Annotated in this window: 16 protein-coding genes, 1 tRNA gene and 2 pseudogenes; 8 read left to right on the forward strand and 11 right to left on the reverse strand. The window is 72.3% G+C overall.

What is annotated here, in order from left to right; all coding sequences use genetic code 11:
* Nucleotides 1-289: 289 nt before the first annotated feature.
* Nucleotides 290-508 (forward strand): annotated as a pseudogene (locus BRM3_RS09520) (IS3 family transposase); the annotation flags it as partial.
* Here BRM3_RS09520 and BRM3_RS09525 read toward each other — a convergent pair.
* A complete protein-coding gene (locus tag BRM3_RS09525; RefSeq protein ID WP_263593092.1) occupies nt 492-974 on the reverse strand; it encodes a hypothetical protein in 483 nt (160 codons plus the stop codon). The pseudogene BRM3_RS09520 and the gene BRM3_RS09525 overlap by 17 nt on opposite strands.
* A 382-nt stretch (nt 975-1,356) precedes the next feature.
* Here BRM3_RS09525 and BRM3_RS15150 point away from each other — a divergent pair.
* A pseudogene (locus BRM3_RS15150) lies at nt 1,357-1,518 on the forward strand (hypothetical protein); the annotation flags it as partial.
* A 128-nt stretch (nt 1,519-1,646) separates the two neighbouring features.
* On the opposite strand, the gene BRM3_RS09530 reads toward BRM3_RS15150, so the two are convergent.
* Nucleotides 1,647-1,720, reverse strand: a tRNA-Lys gene (locus BRM3_RS09530).
* A gap of 165 nt (nt 1,721-1,885) precedes the next feature.
* On the opposite strand from BRM3_RS09530, the gene BRM3_RS09535 reads away from it, so the two are divergent.
* Complete coding sequence (locus BRM3_RS09535; protein WP_263593093.1) at nt 1,886-2,785, forward strand: NAD-dependent epimerase/dehydratase family protein; 900 nt, start codon at nt 1,886-1,888, stop codon at nt 2,783-2,785.
* A 95-nt stretch (nt 2,786-2,880) separates the two neighbouring features.
* The gene (locus BRM3_RS09540) at nt 2,881-3,165 is read left to right on the forward strand and encodes an antibiotic biosynthesis monooxygenase family protein (protein ID WP_263593094.1); all 285 of its coding nucleotides are present in this window, start codon (nt 2,881-2,883) and stop codon (nt 3,163-3,165) included.
* A 48-nt stretch (nt 3,166-3,213) separates the two neighbouring features.
* On the opposite strand, the gene BRM3_RS09545 is transcribed toward BRM3_RS09540, so the two are convergent.
* Together BRM3_RS09545 and BRM3_RS09550 are read right to left on the reverse strand one after the other, a co-directional pair.
* Nucleotides 3,214-3,996: an NAD-dependent epimerase/dehydratase family protein gene (locus BRM3_RS09545; RefSeq protein WP_263593095.1), complete on the reverse strand. Its 783-nt coding sequence runs from the start codon at nt 3,994-3,996 to the stop codon at nt 3,214-3,216.
* 107 nt (nt 3,997-4,103) lie between these two features.
* Nucleotides 4,104-5,609, reverse strand: a complete 1,506-nt coding sequence (locus tag BRM3_RS09550) for a SulP family inorganic anion transporter (protein ID WP_263593096.1) — start codon at nt 5,607-5,609, stop codon at nt 4,104-4,106.
* A 249-nt stretch (nt 5,610-5,858) separates the two neighbouring features.
* Between BRM3_RS09550 and BRM3_RS09555 the strand changes: the two genes are divergently transcribed.
* On the forward strand, nt 5,859-6,530 hold the full coding sequence (locus BRM3_RS09555) for a histidine phosphatase family protein (RefSeq protein ID WP_263593097.1): 672 nt from the start codon (nt 5,859-5,861) through the stop codon (nt 6,528-6,530).
* 19 nt (nt 6,531-6,549) lie between these two features.
* Here BRM3_RS09555 and BRM3_RS09560 read toward each other — a convergent pair whose 3' ends face one another.
* Nucleotides 6,550-8,670, reverse strand: a complete 2,121-nt coding sequence (locus tag BRM3_RS09560; protein ID WP_263593098.1) for an ABC transporter permease — start codon at nt 8,668-8,670, stop codon at nt 6,550-6,552.
* A 158-nt stretch (nt 8,671-8,828) separates the two neighbouring features.
* Between BRM3_RS09560 and BRM3_RS09565 the strand changes: the two genes are divergently transcribed.
* On the forward strand, nt 8,829-9,494 hold the full coding sequence (locus tag BRM3_RS09565) for a TetR/AcrR family transcriptional regulator (protein ID WP_263593099.1): 666 nt from the start codon (nt 8,829-8,831) through the stop codon (nt 9,492-9,494).
* Here the strand turns inward: BRM3_RS09565 and BRM3_RS09570 are convergent.
* Both BRM3_RS09570 and BRM3_RS09575 read right to left on the reverse strand, forming a co-directional pair.
* Nucleotides 9,460-10,449, reverse strand: coding sequence for a bile acid:sodium symporter (locus BRM3_RS09570; RefSeq protein WP_263593100.1), 990 nt, complete (start codon nt 10,447-10,449; stop codon nt 9,460-9,462). The genes BRM3_RS09565 and BRM3_RS09570 overlap by 35 nt on opposite strands.
* A 36-nt stretch (nt 10,450-10,485) precedes the next feature.
* Entirely contained in the window at nt 10,486-11,634 is a 1,149-nt protein-coding gene (locus tag BRM3_RS09575; RefSeq protein ID WP_263593101.1) for an FAD-dependent monooxygenase, read from the reverse strand.
* Nucleotides 11,635-11,745: 111 nt separating this feature from the next.
* On the opposite strand from BRM3_RS09575, the gene BRM3_RS09580 reads away from it, so the two are divergent.
* Together BRM3_RS09580 and BRM3_RS09585 are read left to right on the forward strand one after the other, a co-directional pair.
* On the forward strand, nt 11,746-12,240 hold the full coding sequence (locus tag BRM3_RS09580) for an RNA polymerase sigma factor (protein ID WP_263593102.1): 495 nt from the start codon (nt 11,746-11,748) through the stop codon (nt 12,238-12,240).
* A complete protein-coding gene (locus tag BRM3_RS09585; RefSeq protein ID WP_263593103.1) occupies nt 12,237-12,905 on the forward strand; it encodes a methylated-DNA--[protein]-cysteine S-methyltransferase in 669 nt (222 codons plus the stop codon). Before BRM3_RS09580 ends, BRM3_RS09585 begins: the two co-directional genes overlap by 4 nt.
* Here BRM3_RS09585 and BRM3_RS09590 read toward each other — a convergent pair.
* The 4 genes from BRM3_RS09590 to BRM3_RS09605 all read right to left on the reverse strand — a co-directional run bounded on the left by BRM3_RS09590 (nt 12,883) and on the right by BRM3_RS09605 (nt 16,426).
* Nucleotides 12,883-13,473, reverse strand: coding sequence for a DUF4269 domain-containing protein (locus BRM3_RS09590; protein WP_263593104.1), 591 nt, complete (start codon nt 13,471-13,473; stop codon nt 12,883-12,885). The two genes, BRM3_RS09585 and BRM3_RS09590, sit on opposite strands and share 23 nt — an antisense overlap.
* Nucleotides 13,474-13,526: 53 nt before the next feature.
* A complete protein-coding gene (locus BRM3_RS09595) occupies nt 13,527-14,429 on the reverse strand; it encodes an HD domain-containing protein (protein WP_263593105.1) in 903 nt (300 codons plus the stop codon).
* A 63-nt stretch (nt 14,430-14,492) separates the two neighbouring features.
* Complete coding sequence (locus BRM3_RS09600; RefSeq protein ID WP_263593106.1) at nt 14,493-15,926, reverse strand: MFS transporter; 1,434 nt, start codon at nt 15,924-15,926, stop codon at nt 14,493-14,495.
* Nucleotides 15,926-16,426, reverse strand: a complete 501-nt coding sequence (locus BRM3_RS09605) for a MarR family winged helix-turn-helix transcriptional regulator (RefSeq protein WP_263593107.1) — start codon at nt 16,424-16,426, stop codon at nt 15,926-15,928. Before BRM3_RS09605 ends, BRM3_RS09600 begins: the two co-directional genes overlap by 1 nt.
* Nucleotides 16,427-16,459 lie beyond the last annotated feature (33 nt).

Raw genomic sequence — 16,459 nt, forward strand, 5'->3', positions numbered from 1 at the left:
GGTGCGGTATCAACTGGCGGTGGCACGCGCGGGAACGTCAGTCGCGACGCCCATCGCTCCCAAGGTTTCTGTGGACGCCAGTTGCGGCGCAGTGTGCGCACTGCACGGGCCCAGCGCAGCAGTCCGCCACGACCGGGTCGTATCGCCCGTGGCGACATCGCCACCCCCACCGACCACTCCAGGCGCACATATTCACCTGGGCGCACCTGGAACGACAGATCCATGTCGTCGTGCACTCCGTCGCTTCGCGAGACCTGGTCACGAACTTCGTGCCACCAGTGCGTGCTGGGCCGCGGGTGATAACGCAGCGATGGAGTCCTTCTTCGCGCTGCTGCAGAAGAACGTCCTGGACCGCCGCCGCTGGCGAACCCGCGATGAGCTGCGCATCGCGGTCATCACCTGGATCGAACGGACCTACCACCGGCGCCGGCGGCAGGCCCGCCTGGGCCGGTTGACCCCCATCGAATACGAGACCATCATGAACCCGACCGTCACCCTGGCGGCCTAACCGCAACTGACACCTCTCCGTGCAGCAGTCCACCCTCAGCCTCGGCCGATGCCCACGGGGAGCGGAGGTCCGATCGTGCAGCCATGCTCTCGCCGTCGGGTTTCAGCTCTCCGAAACGCTTGACCGGCCGCGACCCGGAGGAGATCTGGCGCGAGTCCACGCCCATCCGCTCCGACAGCACCGAGCGCGACAGGTTCAAGGAGACGGCACTGATGACGTACCCGAGAGGGTTGTCCATGTCGAGGATCCGCGCGATGTTCTGCGCCAGCGGCACGTCCGGCGGTCCATCGACCACCAGCACCGCCTCCGAGGTCACGTCCTCGGGAGCGACCATGACCGCGCACGTTCCGACCTCGGTACCGAGCCACTGCGCCTTGCGTTCTAAGACCCTGCTCATGAGATCCACGAACGCGCTACCGGCTTCGCTGTCCCAGCCCTCCGGTGATGTGCCTAGACCCTCGAGCACCTCATGGAATCGGATGCGATCGGCCGAGCGTGAGTTGCCGGATCCGGCCGTCATTGGTCTGCCCGTGCGGTGCGCTCCAGCTCAGCAGAGATCAGCCACTTCCGGAGCATGTCGCCCTTGACGCGCACGGCTCCATCAGTCACTTCACCGAGGCGGGAGGCGAGTTCGTCCCAGTTGGGAGGCCCGACTGAACGTCGCTGGTCCATCGCCCAGTGCCATAGGCCTGCGTGGCCGTGGGCGCGCAATCATGCCTCGGCGTCGGGTCGCTTGGATCTCATGCGGCAGACTCTAGTCCAGAAAGCTGGACGTTACAAGGCCTGAAGCGATTTGGGTCTGGCACTCTGAGTCTCGGTGTAAGTAGACTTGACCCATGACCGAGAACATGGACTATGCAGTCGAGCAGGGTGTGTCGGCGGACGAACGTATTTCCGCTGCGGTTCGGGCGTTGGCGGCCGGCAGGGGAGTGCGAAACGCTGACTTGGCGCCAGTCGTCGGCACAAGTCGCGCGACGATCTTCGCCAAGATCAAGGGCGACGCCGCGTGGAAGGCCAGCGAGGTGGAGGCCGTAGCGGACTACTTCGAGGTGTCGGTTGGCGACCTGTTCTGCGGTCTCGGGTTGTTCGGTGACGCGAAGAAGCCCCACCGGAGCACCGGTGGGGCTTCTGCATCGGGTGCGCCATCAGGGACTCGAACCCCGGACCCGCTGATTAAGAGTCAGCTGCTCTAACCAACTGAGCTAATGGCGCCAACGGGTAAGGACTATACACCTGACCTGGACCAGCGTGAAATCCGTCCGGCCACCTGTGAGACACCTGACAGCCAGGCCGGATCGCCTAGACTCGGACACCGGACATCCGCCGCGCGATCATCCCGGTTCCTGGCGCGTCGGAGCCGCTGCGGACAGGAGGACGATGGTGAGGATCGCGGTCACGGGCGCCACCGGTGTGCTGGGACAGGAGGCTGTCGCCGCTCTCGTGGGCGCCGGCCATGAGGTCACGGGAGTCACGCGCCGAGACCGCGGGATTCCGATCATCGAGGGACGCGGGGCCCGCGCCGTCGTGGCCGACGTGTTCGACGCCGACGACCTCGCCCGCACCTTCCGCGCCCACGACGTCGTGATCAACACCCTCGCCCACGTCCCGGTCGACATGACGGCCATGCGCCCGCTCGCCTGGCGCGAGGACGACAAGTTGCACCTCGAGGCCTCCGCCGCGATCGCGCAGGCCGCCGCCCGGGCCGGCGTGCGCCGCCTGATCCAGGAGTCCACCGTCTTCCTCTACCCGGACAACGGCTCGGAGTGGATCGGCGAGGACGAGCCGCTCGCCGTGCGCGACCGCGCCTTCCGCCCGCGTGTGCGGGAGATGCGCGCGGCCGTCGACTTCGCGACCGAGGGGCGCAGCGCGGTGATCCTGCGGCTCGGCCAGCTCTTCGGCCGCGACCCGCAGACGACCCACACGCTCCAGGCCACCCGCGACCGCAAGGCCGTCCTGCTCGGCAAGCCGGAGAACTACATCACCCTGCTCCACCACCGCGACGCCGGGCGCGCCTTCGTGTCGGCGCTGCGCGCGGGCTCGGGGTTCTACAACGTCGGCGGCGAGCCCATCACCCGCGAGCGCTGGGCCAAGGACCTCGGCCGCGAGGCCAAGGCCAAGGGGCCCGCCAAGTTCATCCCCGAGATCACCCAGGCGATCGTCGGGACCCGCCTCGAGGTGCAGCGGCGTAGCCTGCGCGTCTCCTCGGTGCGCTTCATGTCCGAGACCGGCTGGCGGCCCACGATCGGCCCGTCCACGCCGGGCTGGTCGCGCATGTGACCTGACGGCCAGGACTTCCGGCCCCGGAGCGGTGCGGACGCCCGCCTAGGGTGGTCGCGTCCGCACCGTCCGCCGCGTCGCAGGAGGGGCCGTCGATGGCCGTCGTCAAGATCAACCGTCTCGCCATCAAGGGCGACAACGCCGCCGAGCTCGAGCGGCGCTTCGCCGAGCGCCGGCACTCGGTGGACTCCGAACCGGGGTTCGAGGGCTTCGAGCTGCTGCGCCCGGTGGCGGGGGCGGACCACTACTTCGTCATCACCCGCTGGGCCGACGAGGCGAGCTTCGAGGCGTGGCGCGCCAAGCGCCGGCCGCGCGACCCTGAGCAGACGGTCTCGCGCGCCGAGGGCATGCTCGAGTTCGAGGTCGTCCCGCTCGAATGAGCCCTGTTCGAGTGAGCGCTGTTGTTCCGAGCCCTGTCGGGCCCGGCCTCAGGACCCCTCGGGCCACGTGTCCGGGACGTCCTCGCCGCCCTCGACGACGTGCTCGGTCGCGCCGGGCTCGTCCGTCCACGCGTCCTGCGGGCGGTATCCGAGCTCGAGCATCGTGTTGGTGAGGTCCCAGCGCCGGTTGGGGTTGTCCGAGATCGCGTAGTACAGGCCGAACGTCACCTCGGCCTCGATCGCGGCCCGCACCACCCGCACGGTGTCGCCCTTCGACAGCCACATCGCATGGAGCAGCTCGGCGTCCGCTTCCAGGGGATCGCCGGACATCCACCCGATGCGCAGCGCGATGAAGTCGATCCCGTACTGCTCGTGGTAGTAGCGTCCGAGCGCCTCCCCGAAGATCTTCGAGACCCCGTACAGCGAGTCCCCGCTGGGGATCTGATGCGGGTAGACGGGCCACTGCTCATGGCGGTCGTACATGCCCATCGCGTGGTTCGAGGACGCGTAGACGAAGCGCCGGACCCCGGCCTCGCGCGCCGCCTCGAGCACGTTGCGCAGCCCGATGATGTTGGCGCTCAGCACCGAGTCCCACTCTGATTCGGGCGAGGCGGCGCCGGCCAGATGCACGACGGTGTCCACGCCGTCCATGAGCGGCAGGATCGAGTCGTACTCGGTCAGGTCCGCCTTGCGCAGCACCTTCTCCTGCTCGGGCGTCCTGGCCGTGCGCCCATGCTGGATGATCTCGTACTCGTCCTGGAGGCCCTCGACGAGCGTGGCGCCCACGCCGCCCGTGGCACCGGTGATGAGGATGCGCCGTGTGGAGTTCATGGCCCCAGTCTCACGCGCGCACACCGGGGTGCGTCAACGGCGCGGACCGGGCAGTCGGTGGCGGGACCGCCGATCGCACGATCCCGGGATACCGTGAGGCCCGGTGCCTACTGCGCCGCGGTCGACAGCCGCGCGTGCAGCGACGTGGTGGGCTCGTTCATGCCGACCAGCTCGACGACGGTGCCGTGCCGCTCGTACCGGGTGACGATCGCGTCGAGCGCGGCCACCGTCGAGGCGTCCCAGACGTGCGCCGCCGCCATGTCGATCACGACCCGATCGGGGTCCGTCGCGTACTCGAACTGCGTGGTCAGGTCGTTGCTCGAGGCGAAGAACAGCTCGCCGGTGACCGTGTACCGGGCCACGCGGCGCGCGTCGTCGACCGTGCGCTCGACCCGGACCACGTGGGCGACGCGGCGCACGAACAGGACGCACGCGACGAGCACGCCCACGACCACGCCGATCGCGAGGTTGTGGGTCGCGACGACCACGACCACGGTCGCGACCATCACGGTGGTCTCGCTCCGGGGCATGCGCCGCAGGGTCGAGGGGCGGATCGAGTGCCAGTCGAAGGTGCCGACGCACACCATCACCATCACGGCGACCAGGACCGCCATCGGGATCGTGCCGACGACATCGCCCAGGACCACCACGAGCACGAGCAGGAAGAGGCCCGCGAGGAACGTGGAGATGCGGGTCCGGGCGCCGGAGACGCGCACGTTGATCATGGTCTGACCGATCATCGCGCAGCCGCCCATGCCGCCGAACAGGCCCGAGACCAGGTTGGCGATCCCCTGTCCCCAGGACTCGCGGGTCTTGTCCGAGCGGGTGTCGGTGACCTCGTCGACGAGCTTGGCCGTCATCAGGGTCTCCATGAGGCCGACGAGCGCCATCGCGAGCGCGTACGGCGCGATGATCCGCAGGGTCTCGACGGTCAGGGGCACATGGGGCACGACCAGGCTCGGCAGGCTGTGCGAGAGCTCCCCCTGGTCGCCCACGGTGGGCACGTCGATCGACAGGGCGGCCACGGCGACGGTGAGCACGACGATCGCCACGAGCGGCGCCGGGACCGCCGTCGTGATCCGGGGGAGGAGCACGAGGATCGCGAGGGCGACCGCCACGGGCGGGTAGACCGCCCACGGCACGTCGAGGAGCTGGGCGAGCTGCGCGGTGAGGATGAGGATCGCGAGGGCGTTGACGAAGCCGACCATGACGCTGCGCGGGATGAAGCGCATCAGCCTGGCCACGCCGCACAGCGCGAGCACGATCTGGAAGAGGCCCGCGAGCAGGACCGTCGCGAGGAAGTAGTCCATCCCGTGCTCGCGCGCGACGGGCGCGATGACGAGCGCGACCGCGCCCGTCGCCGCCGAGATCATGGCGGGTCGGCCGCCCACGATCGCGATCGTCACGGCCATGAGGAACGAGGAGAACAGGCCGACCGCCGGGTCGACGCCGGCGATGATCGAGAAGGAGATCGCCTCCGGGATCAGGGCGACGGCGACCACGAGACCCGCGAGCACCTCCCGGACCAGGAGGCGAGGTGTCCGCAGGGCGGTCAGCACCGAGGGCTCGGCGCGGTGACGGACGCGGTCGGCGGAGGCGGGCGCCACGGGCATGCGGAGACTCCTGGGGCAGGGGAGAGGGAGAGGAGGGGCGCCGCCGTGGGGGAGCAGACCGAGGCCGTCGGCCCCCGGGGCACGTCGCACGGCGCTAGCGCACGCGGGCACGGGGCCAGGAGCGGAGGCCGGGTGCGCTCGACCACACGCCGCCCCGGCGCCGCCCCGTCGGCGACCGACGCAGGGCGATAGGTTGAGGCGCGGCATCGACCCCGGTGCCGGCATCGACCTCGGGAAGGCGGCCCCTGCATGCCACGCGAGCTCGTCCTCGTCCGCCACGGCGAGGCGTACAACACGGTCCCGCCGGACGGCGCACGAGAGGTCGCCGACCCCTCGAACCCGCCGCTCACCCCGCGCGGAGAGGCGCAGGCGGCCGCCGCCGCGCGCCGCGTCCTCGACGTCGCGCCGCAGGTGGTCGTCACGAGCCCGTTCCTGCGCGCCGCCCAGACCGCGGCCGCCTACCTCGAGCTCGCCGACGCGACGGGCACCGCCGACGCCCGGCTGTCCGAGCACTTCCTCTTCGAGCCCCTCGCCGCCTTCAGCGGGATCGATCTGGCCGACTACCGGGCCCGTTTCGGCGAGCGCGTGCGCATCGACCCCGCCCTCGCGACGCTCGCCCCCTTCCCGTCCTTCCCGGAGACCCAGGAGTCCGTCCTGGAACGGACCTCCGCCGCCCTGGAGGACTGGCTGGCCCGGGACTGGACGCGCGCCGCGTTCTACGGCCACGGCGCGACCGTCGGGGCCGTCCTGCGACTCCTCGCCCCCGACGCCGCCGAGGTCGCGCCGCTGCACGGTTCGATCACCCGCCTCGTCGAGGAGGAGCGCGGCACCTGGCGCACCCACGAGGTCAACGCCGTCGACCATCTGCCCGAGGCGCCCGCCGCGCCCTCCTACGGGAAGCTGCCCGACACCGCCGAGTGAGCATGCGCCGAGCGTGCCCTCACGCGGCGTGCCGGCCGCGGATGGTCACGACGTGACGCTCCGTCACGGTGCGCACGGGCTTGAAGCGGTCGATGATCGCCACCACCACGAGCGAGACGGCGCCCCAGGCGGCGGAGGTGAGGATGCACGGTCCGAGCGTGTCCGAGCCGAAGTAGAGGATCGAGCGCACCGCCTCCACGCCTGCCGCCATGGGCAGCACCTCGTGCAGACCGCGGAAGAGCACCGGCTCCATGTAGATCGAGAGCGCACCCCCGGACGAGGGGATCCCGAGGAACATGAGGATGCCGACGATGGGCAGGATCGCCAGCATGCCGAGCAGGCGTTCGAGCACGGTCGCGAACATCGCCACGCAGAAGATCGCGATCGCGCCGGTGCCGAAGAGCTGCCAGCCGTGGCCCTCGACCGCGCCGGTGATCGGGCCGGCGATCAGCCAGATGACGGCGGACATGAAGACCGCGTAGCCGTCGACGATCGGCAGCAGCTTGGGCAGGGGGCGGCTGGCCGGCGCGGCATTGGCGCCGACCACGATGATCATGAAGCCGGCCATGAGCCAGCCCATCTCGACGTACATGCTGACGGTGCCCATCGTGTCGTGCGAGGGCAGCGGTGCGACGTCGTCGGTGGCCACGTCGAGCTGCTGGGCCTGGGCGATCTGGGTGAAGGCGCGGTCGATCGTCTGCGCGGTGCTGGTCCCCGCGGCCTGGTTGGTGATGACCGTCGCCTGCGGATGCTCCGCGGACGGCAGCACGAACGCGCCCGCGATGTCGCGATCGGCCACCCGGTCGCGTGCCTCGACCTCGGTCACCGAGACGCTCAGGTCGAACATGCCGGGCATGGCCTTCTCGAGCGAGGCCGCGGTCTGCCGCGCCTGCTCCTGGTTCGCGCCGACCACGGTCACGGGCATGTCACGCGGCGTGGGGGAGTGCATCGCGCCGAGCATCGCCGAGATCATCAGCGTGACCATCGCGAGCGGGAAGAACAGCAGCGTGGCGTAGCGCCAGAACCGGCTCGCGGGCCGCGGGCCCCCGTGCAGCGACGGCATGGTCAGGACGACCGACGTGGGATGCGTGCCCCGGTGGCGCTTGACCGCGTCGTACACGAACGTGAGCGCGAGACCTGCCACGGCGCCGATCACGAGCACCAGCAGGTGCGGCCCCGCTCCCTTGCCGTCGAAGTACAGCACCGAGCGCAGCGACTCGCCGATGGCCGGGGTCGGCAGGAAGGAGTGCAGGACCGTGTAGAAGCGCGGTGCCGTGTAGATGGAGATGCTCATGTTGGACGAGGGCACCCCGAGCACCATGAGCAGGAGCATCGCGGCGAGCACGGCCATCGGCCCGAAGACACGGGTGAAGAACAGCTGCACCGAGCCGATCGCGAATACGCCCAGCCACGCGATGCCCAGCACCGCCCACGCGTGCTCGGACGTCACCACGCCCAGGATCGGCCCGGTGACGATCCAGACCAGCAGCGCGATCAGGGCCGCCCAGCCGACCAGGAGCGGGATGGCGCGCTGCTTGCGCAGGAGCAGCTGGGGCGCGTTGGACAGGGTGATGCTGAGGGGCAGGTAGCCGGCCATTACGAGCGCGGTGGCCATGAACATCGCGCCCAGGCCGGCGGGGTCGTTGGCCGGGAGCGGCGCGAGGTCCTGGGCGTCCACGGTCATGCCGGAGCCGGCCGCGAACGGCTCGACGAGCTGGGCCACGACGGTGGCCTGGGAGGCGCCCGCCGAGCTCGCCGTGTAGAGGGTCGCGTCGGTGCCGTCGACGACGAGGGCGCCGGCGACGTCACGGTCGAGGACGCGCTGCCGTGCGTCGTCCGCGCTGCCCACGACCTCGGCGTCGACGGCGTCCCCGTCGGCGGACCCGAGGGCGGCGGCGACGTCCGAGGCACTCTGCCCGGCCACCGCGATCGGCATGTGATGCGGGGTGGGCGCGTGCATCGCGTACAGGTAGCCCCAGATCATCATGCCGATCATGAGCAGCGGCATCACGAACATCGCGACGTAGCGGCCGATCGTCTCGGCCCGGGCGCGCTTGGCCGCCTCGTCGTCGGGGACGTCCGGTCCGGGAGCGGCGCCGTCCGCCGGCGCCTCCGTCTGCTGAGGGGCTGTCTGGGTCACGGTGGGGCTTCTGCTTCCGTCTCGGTCTCGTCGACCCGGCGAGCTTACGCCACGTGACTTACTTTCCGATCGTGAGTGATCCCACGTGCTCACGGGCGATAGGGTCGTGGCGCCGCACGGACGGGCCCGCCGCGCCGCGCGCACGGACAGGGGAGACGATGGGACAGCACGGCGACCGCGCCCGCGAGGCGCTGCTGGACTCCGCCGAGGAGCTGTTCGCCCGTCACGGCATCGACGTCGTGTCGAACCGGAGCATCGCCGAGCATGCCGGGAGCGCGAACCACTCGGCCGTCGCGTACCACTTCGGCGGGCGCGAGGGGCTCCTGCAGGCGCTCCTCGCCCGCGGGCGCGACGACATGAACCGGCGTCGCGCCGAGCTCGTGGAGGCGCTGCCGGAGAGGCCAGGGCTGGGCGACGTCGTCGCCGCCCACATCCTTCCGTGGACCGAGCATCTCGAGTCCCTGCCCGTCCCGAGCTGGCGGGCGCGCTTCCTCTTCCAGGTCTCGTCCATCCCCTCGGGCGCCGAGTCCCTCGAGGCGAGCACGGTGCGCTCGGATCAGCTCGAGGAGGTGCTGACCGCGTCGCTCGACGAGCTGCGGGACATCCCGGACAGCGTGCTGCGGGGCCGGGCGCGCCTCCTCGGCGGCATGGTGCTGGGCATCTGCGCGAACTTCGAGGCCCAGGTCGAGGACGGCACCGCCCGGGGCTCGTGGCTCACTGTCGGATACTTCCTGATCGATGCGGCCACCGGGCTGCTCTCGGCCCCGGTCACGCACCCGACCGACTTCATCACGCTCGACCCGCCCTCGGCCTTCGCTCTCTGAGCGGGATCATCCACGGCACGAGACGGACGGCGGCGACCATCACGAGCAGCTCGACGAGGGTCTGGGTGACGACCACGAGCGGCGCGAGGTCGAGGTGCGCGGGGAGCGCGAGGGCCAGCGGCAGCACGACGAGGGAGTTGCGCGTCATCCCGCTCAGGGCGAGCGCGCGCCGCGCCGGGACGTCGAGCCGGGCCACGCGCCCGGCGGCCACGCCGAGCACCAGCATGATCGCGGCGAACAGGGCGCAGGCCCCGATCACTGGCAGCAGCGATCCGAGCCGCCGCTCCACGCCCGCGATCTGGGAGGCGACCACCGCGGCGAGGGTGAGCATCATGAGCGGCACCATCGTCGCCGGCATCCCGTCCCGCACGAGCCGTCCCGCGCGGGTGCGGCGGGCGAGCGCCCGGGTCAGAGCGGCCGCGACCAGCGGCACGACCAGGAGCAGGAGGAACGCCCGGGCGAAGGGGGCGAGGTCGACGTCGGCGACGACGCCCGGCCCGACGATCAGCCGGAGGCCGACCGGCACGGACACGAGCTGGACGAGCATGAGCACGGGCGCCGCGGCCAGCAGCCGGTCCTGGGCCCCGCCCGCGAGGCCGGTGAACACGATGACGTAGTCGACGCACGGCGCGAGCAGCACGAGGAGCAGCCCGACCTCGAGCGCCGGATCATGGGCGACGAGCCGCGACAGCGCGAACGCCACGAGCGGCACGACGCCGACGTTCACCACGAGCAGGGTCAGGAGGAACCGCCCGTCCCGCACGGCCCGCCTGAGGCGGTCGAGCGGCACGCCGAGGAAGGTGACGTAGAGCAGCAGCCCGAGCACCGGGGTGATGGCGAGCTCGGCCGGGCGGGCCACGCCGGGCATCAGGACGCCGACGACGGCGCCGAGCACGAGCGCGGCGAGGTACAGCGGCACCTGGCGCCGCTCCCACCGCTCGACGTTCGCCCGCATGGCCGCATTGTCCCAGCTCGTGCGCGGCCTCCCGCCTCACCGCCGCGGCGGATGCCAGGCGCTCCCGCGGGTCACTGCGCGCGAGAACAGGGCGGCGGGCACGGCACGCAGCGCGAGGTCGCGCATGGGGACGCTCACGGGGCCGGAGGCCTGCGCGACGTGGCCGGCGAGGTGGGACGCGCGCCACAGGGCCCGGGCGCGCGGCCGCCGGATCGCGTCGTAGCGACGCAGCACGGCGTCGAGGTCCGCGAGACCCGCGCCCCGCAGCAGGATCGTGAGCGTCGCGGCATCCTCGATCGCCTGTCCTGCTCCCTGCCCCAGGTCGGGCGTCATGGCGTGCGCCGCATCGCCGAGCAGCACACCCCGGTGGCGCACGAAGGAGCGGGGGAGAGCGGCGAGATCCTCGATGTCATGGCGCAGGACGACGTCCGCGGGAGTCGCCTCGACGAGCTCGCGGATCGGCGCGTGCCACGTGCCGACCTGCTCCAGCACGGCCGTGCGCGGGTCGGCGTCCGCCTCCCGTCGCCCCGCGGCGACCGGGCGGGTCGAGCGGGTCGCGAACCAGTACACGCGGTCGTCGGGCAGCGGCACGATCCCGAAGCGGACTCCCGCTCCCCAGGTCTCACCGGCCTCGTCGGCGAGGTGTCCGCGCGAGGCCGTCACGCCGCGCCACGCGGTGTAGCCGGCCGCGCGCAGACCGCGGTCCAGCCCCCAGCGGGCGCGAGCCCGGCTGCGCAGGCCGTCGGCCGCGATGACCAGGTCGTGGCGCTCCTCGTGGCCGTCGACCTCGAGCACGGGGCGCCCGTCCCGGGTGACCTCGGCGCCCGCCTCTGCGCGCACCACGCCCGGGCCGAGCCGGTCGAGCAGGGCCCGGTGCAGGTCCGAGCGGAACAGGCTGCGGATCGAGGGCGTGTCCGACGGCGGGAGGGAGAGGAGCCAGCGGCCCGAGGGGCGGCGCTGCCCCGAGCTGAGCCGGCCCACGGCGTCGCTGCTGACGGCGCGCACGGTCTCTCCGAGCCCGACCGCGTCGAGCGCGGCGAAGGCGTTGGCGAAGAGGGTGAGCCCGGCGCCCACGGCGGCGGGCTCCTCGCGCCGTTCGTAGACCGTGACCCGGTGTCCGTCGGCCTCGAGCCCCGCCGCGGCCACGAGGCCGCCGATGCCCGCTCCGACGATCCCGATCCGCATGGGGTCTCCTCTCCCGCGGGCCCGCTGCCGGTCGGCCCGTGCCCCGCACAGACACGCTATGCCCGGACGACCTCACAGACCGCCGTGCTCGCGCGTCTACCGTGTGTGACGATGAGACACCCCTTCGACCAGGCCGTGACGACGCATGGCGCGACCGTGCTGCGCGTGTGCCGCGCCGTCCTCGGACCGGGGCCCGACGCCGACGACGCCTGGTCCGAGACCTTCCTGGCCGCCCTCCGCGCATGGCCCGATCTGCCCGAAGAGACCAACCTCGAGGCCTGGCTCGTGCGGGTCGCGCACCGCAAGGCGATCGACGTGACCCGCGCCCGCGACCGCCGCGCCCTGCCGACCGAGGAGCTGCCCGACCGGCCCTCCTCCCTCGGCGTGCCCGGGGACGACCAGGGGCTCTGGCGCGCGGTCGCCGCGCTCCCGACCCGGCAGCGTCTCGCCGTCGCCTACCACTATCTCGGCGGCCTCCCGCACACCGAGACCGCGGCCCTGATCGGCGGGAGCGCCGCCTCCGTGCGCCGCGCGGCCGCCGACGGCGTCGCGAGGTTGCGCACGACCTACGACACGAGCGAGCACACGAAGGGGACACAGCGATGAACGACATCACGAACCACGACCACACCCGCGCCGGGCACACCACGACGCCCGGATCCCCGACCCCCGTCGGCGCCGTCGGCGCGCGGGACCTGTTCCCGGTCGGCGAGGACGAGCTCGACTCCCTGCGCTCGCGACTCGCCGCGGCGGCCGAGCAGGACGCCGTGCTCGACGTCGCCTACCGCACCGTCGACACGCCGCTGGGGCCCCTGCTGCTCGCGGCCACCGAGAAGGGCCTCGTGCGGATCGCCTTCGAGCGCGAGGGCTTCGACGCCGTGCTCGAGGCGCTCGCCGCGCGGGTCAGCCCTCGCGTGCTCGCCGCGCCGCGCCGGTTGGACGCCGCCGCCGCGGAGCTCGACGAGTACTTCGCAGGAGACCGACGGGAGTTCGACCTGCCGCTCGACCACGCGCTCTCGGCGGGCTTCCGGCGGACCGTCCACCTGTACCTGCCTCGCATCGGCTACGGCCGCACGCAGACGTATAAGGACGTCGCCGGGCTCGTCGGCAACCCCGCCGCGGTGAGGGCGGTGGGCACGGCGTGCGCCACCAACCCGCTCCCCGTCGTGGTCCCGTGCCATCGCGTGCTGCGGACGGACGGGGGCCTGGGCGGCTACATCGGCGGCCTCGACGCCAAGACGGCGCTGCTCACGCTGGAGAGCGCGGCGTGAGCTCGTCCGGCCGGCGCGAGGCGGACGTGCGCGCGCGCAGATCCGCATCGGCGAGGCCCTCGAGCTCGAGCAGTGCCCGATAGGGGTCGTCGGTCTCCAGACCGAGGGCTCGTGCGAAGGCGGCCTCGGTGCCGAGGCCCTCGGCCTTGAGCCGGGCGACCTGCGCGCACAGGGGAGCGCCGTGGACCTGCAGCAGCTGCCCCTCGACCAGGAGATGACGGAACGCGTGCTGCTCGAGGACCGGGCGGCCCTGGGCGAAGACCTCGACCACCTGGCCCGACACGCACAGCTGGGCGACGCTCGCCGCCACCCCCTCCTCGCGCCGCCACCGGGACACGACGACAGGGCCGGCGCATGCGGCCAGATGGGCGTCGAAGGCGTCGAGGTCCTCGGCTTCGCACGCGATGTCGAGGTCGCTGTCGGGGCGCTGCACGCCCAGGGGGAGAGAGCCGACGACGGTGGGGCGATAGGGAGCGAGGGCCCGCAGCAGTCCGGCCAGGTCGCCGACCTGCCCCGCGGCGCCGCTCGGCATGTCCTCGACCGGGCTCACCCAGAAGCGGGCGGGCATGCTCGGCAGGCCGTGCGCCTCCGGGACGAGCGGCGGCCCGGGAGTGCCGTCCGTCAGCGGACGGTCGAGATAGAGCCGGCAGACCTTGAGGGGGATCGTGCCGGGCGGCGGCGTCGCGTCGGGGCTCTCGGGGATCGTGAGCGTCCAGCGATCCGGCCGGGCGCGCAGTCGCGAGGCCCCCCGCGCGTGGAGGGGCAGGCGAGCAGACGGCCCCACAGGTCGTGATCGGTCATCTCCGCCAGCTTGGCGGGAGGGGTCGCGGCGGTCTCGTCGCGCAGGAGCCGGTCGACCAGGTCCCGCATCACCGCCGTCGTGACGAGGTTGACGCGCGAGGTCTGGGATCTGGCCTCCGCGAGGACCAGCTCGGTCAGGGCCGCGGCCGTGTCGGCGTCGGTGTCGACCGCCCCGTCCCGCAGACGGAGCCGGGCGAGCGTGGCCGGAGGCGGCTCCGTCGTGCGGCCGTGTGACCGCCCGCTGCGCACGAACGATTCGAGGTGGTCGAGCCGCATCCCGGGGCCCGGCCCGTGCAGCGGCGACGGGAGACGCCCGTCCACGACATCGATGACCGTCTCGGCGTCGAGGCCGTGGCGTGCGAGCACCGGGGAGAGCGAGCGGATGCGACGGGCGCCGAGGTCGTGGTGGTCGAGCCCCGCGATGCCCCCGAGGGTGTGGCTAAAGGGAAGGTGGCCGACGTCGTGCAGGAGCGCCGCGACCCGTGCCGTGCGGTCGCCGGGGGCGACGTGCACGACGAGTGCGAGCAGCCCCAGCGAGTGCTCGAGACGCGTGGAGCTCTGCTCCGTGGCGATCGAGCTCGCCCCGGCATGGGCGATGAAGCCGAGCCGGCGCACGGGCCAGGTCGCGAGCAGCTCGCGCTCGACGTCCGTGAGGCGCACCTGCACCCGCCACAGCGGCTCGACGAGCACGTCGGCGTCCCCGAGCGTCGTGATCTCGTCCATGGGCGGCCTCCTCCGCGGCGCGCTCGCCGTCGAGCTCGGCCGCCCGCCCACTGTAGTGCGACCTCAGGCGCGCTCGGCGGGCGTCCGCTCGCGCGTCGCCTCGACGTCGGCCGGCGCCGCGCGCCCCACTGCGCGCAGGCTCCTGTCGAACGCGGTGAGCAAGAAGAAGACGATCGAGATGCCGATGACCACGCAGCCCAGCACGTGCAGCCCGCCCGTCGTGGCGCGCGCCCCGTAGACGTTGCCGTAGACGATCGACGCGACGATCGCGCCGAGGTACATGAACGTGCGCAGGAGCCCCGCGGAGGAGGCGATGCGGTCCGGATCGGCCTGGAAGTAGAGGGAGTTCTGGATCGCGAGGTTGTTGAGGCCCTGCGGGATGCCGAGCACGAGCATCGCGACCACGAGGAACCAGATCGGCGAGGCGCCGGTCATGAACAGCACGAGGACGCCGGCCAGGAGCTGGGCGACGGAGCCGATCATGAGCTTCCACGTCACCTCCGGCCGGCGCCCGAAGCTGATCGCCACCGCGATGCCCGCCGCGAACACCGGCAGCAGCACGAGCCCTGCGGTGGTCGCGTCGAGCCCCCGCCCGTCCTCGAGCCACTGGGTGAACCCGTAGACGAAGGTGTACGAGATGGTCATCGTCAGCAGCGAGCGCAGATACGTGCGCAGCAGCGGGCCGTTGCCGGCGAGCACGCGCACGTCGATGAACGGCTGGGGCGTGCGCAGCTCCCACCACACGAGCACGGCGCCGGCGACGAGGGCGATCGCGAGCACCCCGAGCAGGCCGACGGAGATGTCGAGCAGGAACACGAGCAGGCCCAGCATCGCGATCGCGAACAGGAGGATGCCGCGCCCGTCGATGCGCGGCCGGTCCTCGGGCGCCGGCTCGAGACCCGTCGTGCGCGGGAACACGATCCAGCCCAGGACGAGGTTCGCGAGGCCCAGCGGGAGGTTCACCGCGAACGTCGCCCTCCATCCCCATGCGCCGATGAGCAGACCGCCCAGCGTCGGGCCGATCACGGACACGGTCTGCGTGGTGACGGACAGGGCGGTGAGGATGCCGGCGGGCGAGGACAGCCCCGTGCGCTGCGCCTCCGCCCGGATCATGTGCATCGCCGCGGGATAGCCCGCGCACGTGCCCAGTCCGAGCAGCACGCGCGCCCCGACGAGCCACCAGACGCTCTCGTGCGAGTGCGGCGCGAGCAGCCCGATCAGACCGGCGATCGCGACGAGGCCGCCGCCGGCCAGGAAGATCCGCTTGACGCCGTAGATGTCCACGAGACGCCCGACGAGGGGCTGGCCGATCGCGGTGGCGAGATAGAGACCCGAGACGAGCCACACCGTCTCCGAGGCGGGCGCGCCGAGGGCGATGCCGATGGGCGTGAGCGCGATGGCGATGATCGCGGTGTTGATGGGGTTCAGGACGGCGCCCAGCATCATCGGCGCGAGCAGCCGTCGGTCGAAGCGGTCGGCCGGTGCCGGCGCGAGCATCAGGCCAGCACCCGTTCGAGGATGGCGGTCGCGGCCGCGACGGTCCGCAGCTCCTCGGCGCTCACGTGCGAGGCGAGGGTCTCCTCGAGCCAGGCGGCGCCGGCCTCCTTCTGGCCCTCAAGGCGCGCCCATCCGGCGTCGGTGAGGTCCACGATCTGGCGTCGGCCGTCGTTCGGGTCCTGGCTGCGTGTGACGAAGCCGGCCGACTCGAGCGCCTCGACGGTAGCGGCCATCGACTGCGGGCGGACCTTCTCGGCGGCGGCGAGGGCGCTCACGGTCGAGACGCCCCCCTTGCCGAGTCGGCTCAGCGCGGAGGCCTGGGAAGGGGTGATCGCGGAGTCGGCCCCCGCCTCGCGGAACTGCCTCAGGAGCCGCGCGACGACGGCGCGCAGGTCGATCGCGACCTGGAGCGCTGAATCGGCGCGGGGGTCGGTGGTTTCGGTGGTGGTGCCAGGAGCGGGAGCGGTGCTGGGGGTGGCATCGGCGGGGTTGTCAGCCATATCTACAGCCTAGGCTGTACAGGTTCGCCTGGC

The organism is Brachybacterium huguangmaarense (assembly GCF_025725725.1).
Lineage (GTDB): Bacteria > Actinomycetota > Actinomycetes > Actinomycetales > Dermabacteraceae > Brachybacterium > Brachybacterium huguangmaarense.

Excerpts from the sequence above, each read along its gene's own strand:
- BRM3_RS09575 (WP_263593101.1), bottom strand. The coding sequence starts at position 11,634 with ATGCGGATCGGGATCGTCGGAGCGGGCATCGGCGGCCTCGTGGCCGCG.
- BRM3_RS09595 (WP_263593105.1), bottom strand. The coding sequence starts at position 14,429 with ATGGACGAGATCACGACGCTCGGGGACGCCGACGTGCTCGTCGAGCCG.
- BRM3_RS09600 (WP_263593106.1), bottom strand. The coding sequence starts at position 15,926 with ATGCTCGCGCCGGCACCGGCCGACCGCTTCGACCGACGGCTGCTCGCG.
- BRM3_RS09605 (WP_263593107.1), bottom strand. The coding sequence starts at position 16,426 with ATGGCTGACAACCCCGCCGATGCCACCCCCAGCACCGCTCCCGCTCCT.
- BRM3_RS09540 (WP_263593094.1), top strand. The coding sequence starts at position 2,881 with ATGGCCGTCGTCAAGATCAACCGTCTCGCCATCAAGGGCGACAACGCC.
- BRM3_RS09565 (WP_263593099.1), top strand. The coding sequence starts at position 8,829 with ATGGGACAGCACGGCGACCGCGCCCGCGAGGCGCTGCTGGACTCCGCC.
- BRM3_RS09545 (WP_263593095.1), bottom strand. The coding sequence starts at position 3,996 with ATGAACTCCACACGGCGCATCCTCATCACCGGTGCCACGGGCGGCGTG.
- BRM3_RS09550 (WP_263593096.1), bottom strand. The coding sequence starts at position 5,609 with ATGCCCGTGGCGCCCGCCTCCGCCGACCGCGTCCGTCACCGCGCCGAG.
- BRM3_RS09555 (WP_263593097.1), top strand. The coding sequence starts at position 5,859 with ATGCCACGCGAGCTCGTCCTCGTCCGCCACGGCGAGGCGTACAACACG.
- BRM3_RS09570 (WP_263593100.1), bottom strand. The coding sequence starts at position 10,449 with ATGCGGGCGAACGTCGAGCGGTGGGAGCGGCGCCAGGTGCCGCTGTAC.
- BRM3_RS09585 (WP_263593103.1), top strand. The coding sequence starts at position 12,237 with ATGAACGACATCACGAACCACGACCACACCCGCGCCGGGCACACCACG.
- BRM3_RS09590 (WP_263593104.1), bottom strand. The coding sequence starts at position 13,473 with ATGCCCGCCCGCTTCTGGGTGAGCCCGGTCGAGGACATGCCGAGCGGC.
- BRM3_RS09580 (WP_263593102.1), top strand. The coding sequence starts at position 11,746 with ATGAGACACCCCTTCGACCAGGCCGTGACGACGCATGGCGCGACCGTG.
- BRM3_RS09535 (WP_263593093.1), top strand. The coding sequence starts at position 1,886 with ATGGTGAGGATCGCGGTCACGGGCGCCACCGGTGTGCTGGGACAGGAG.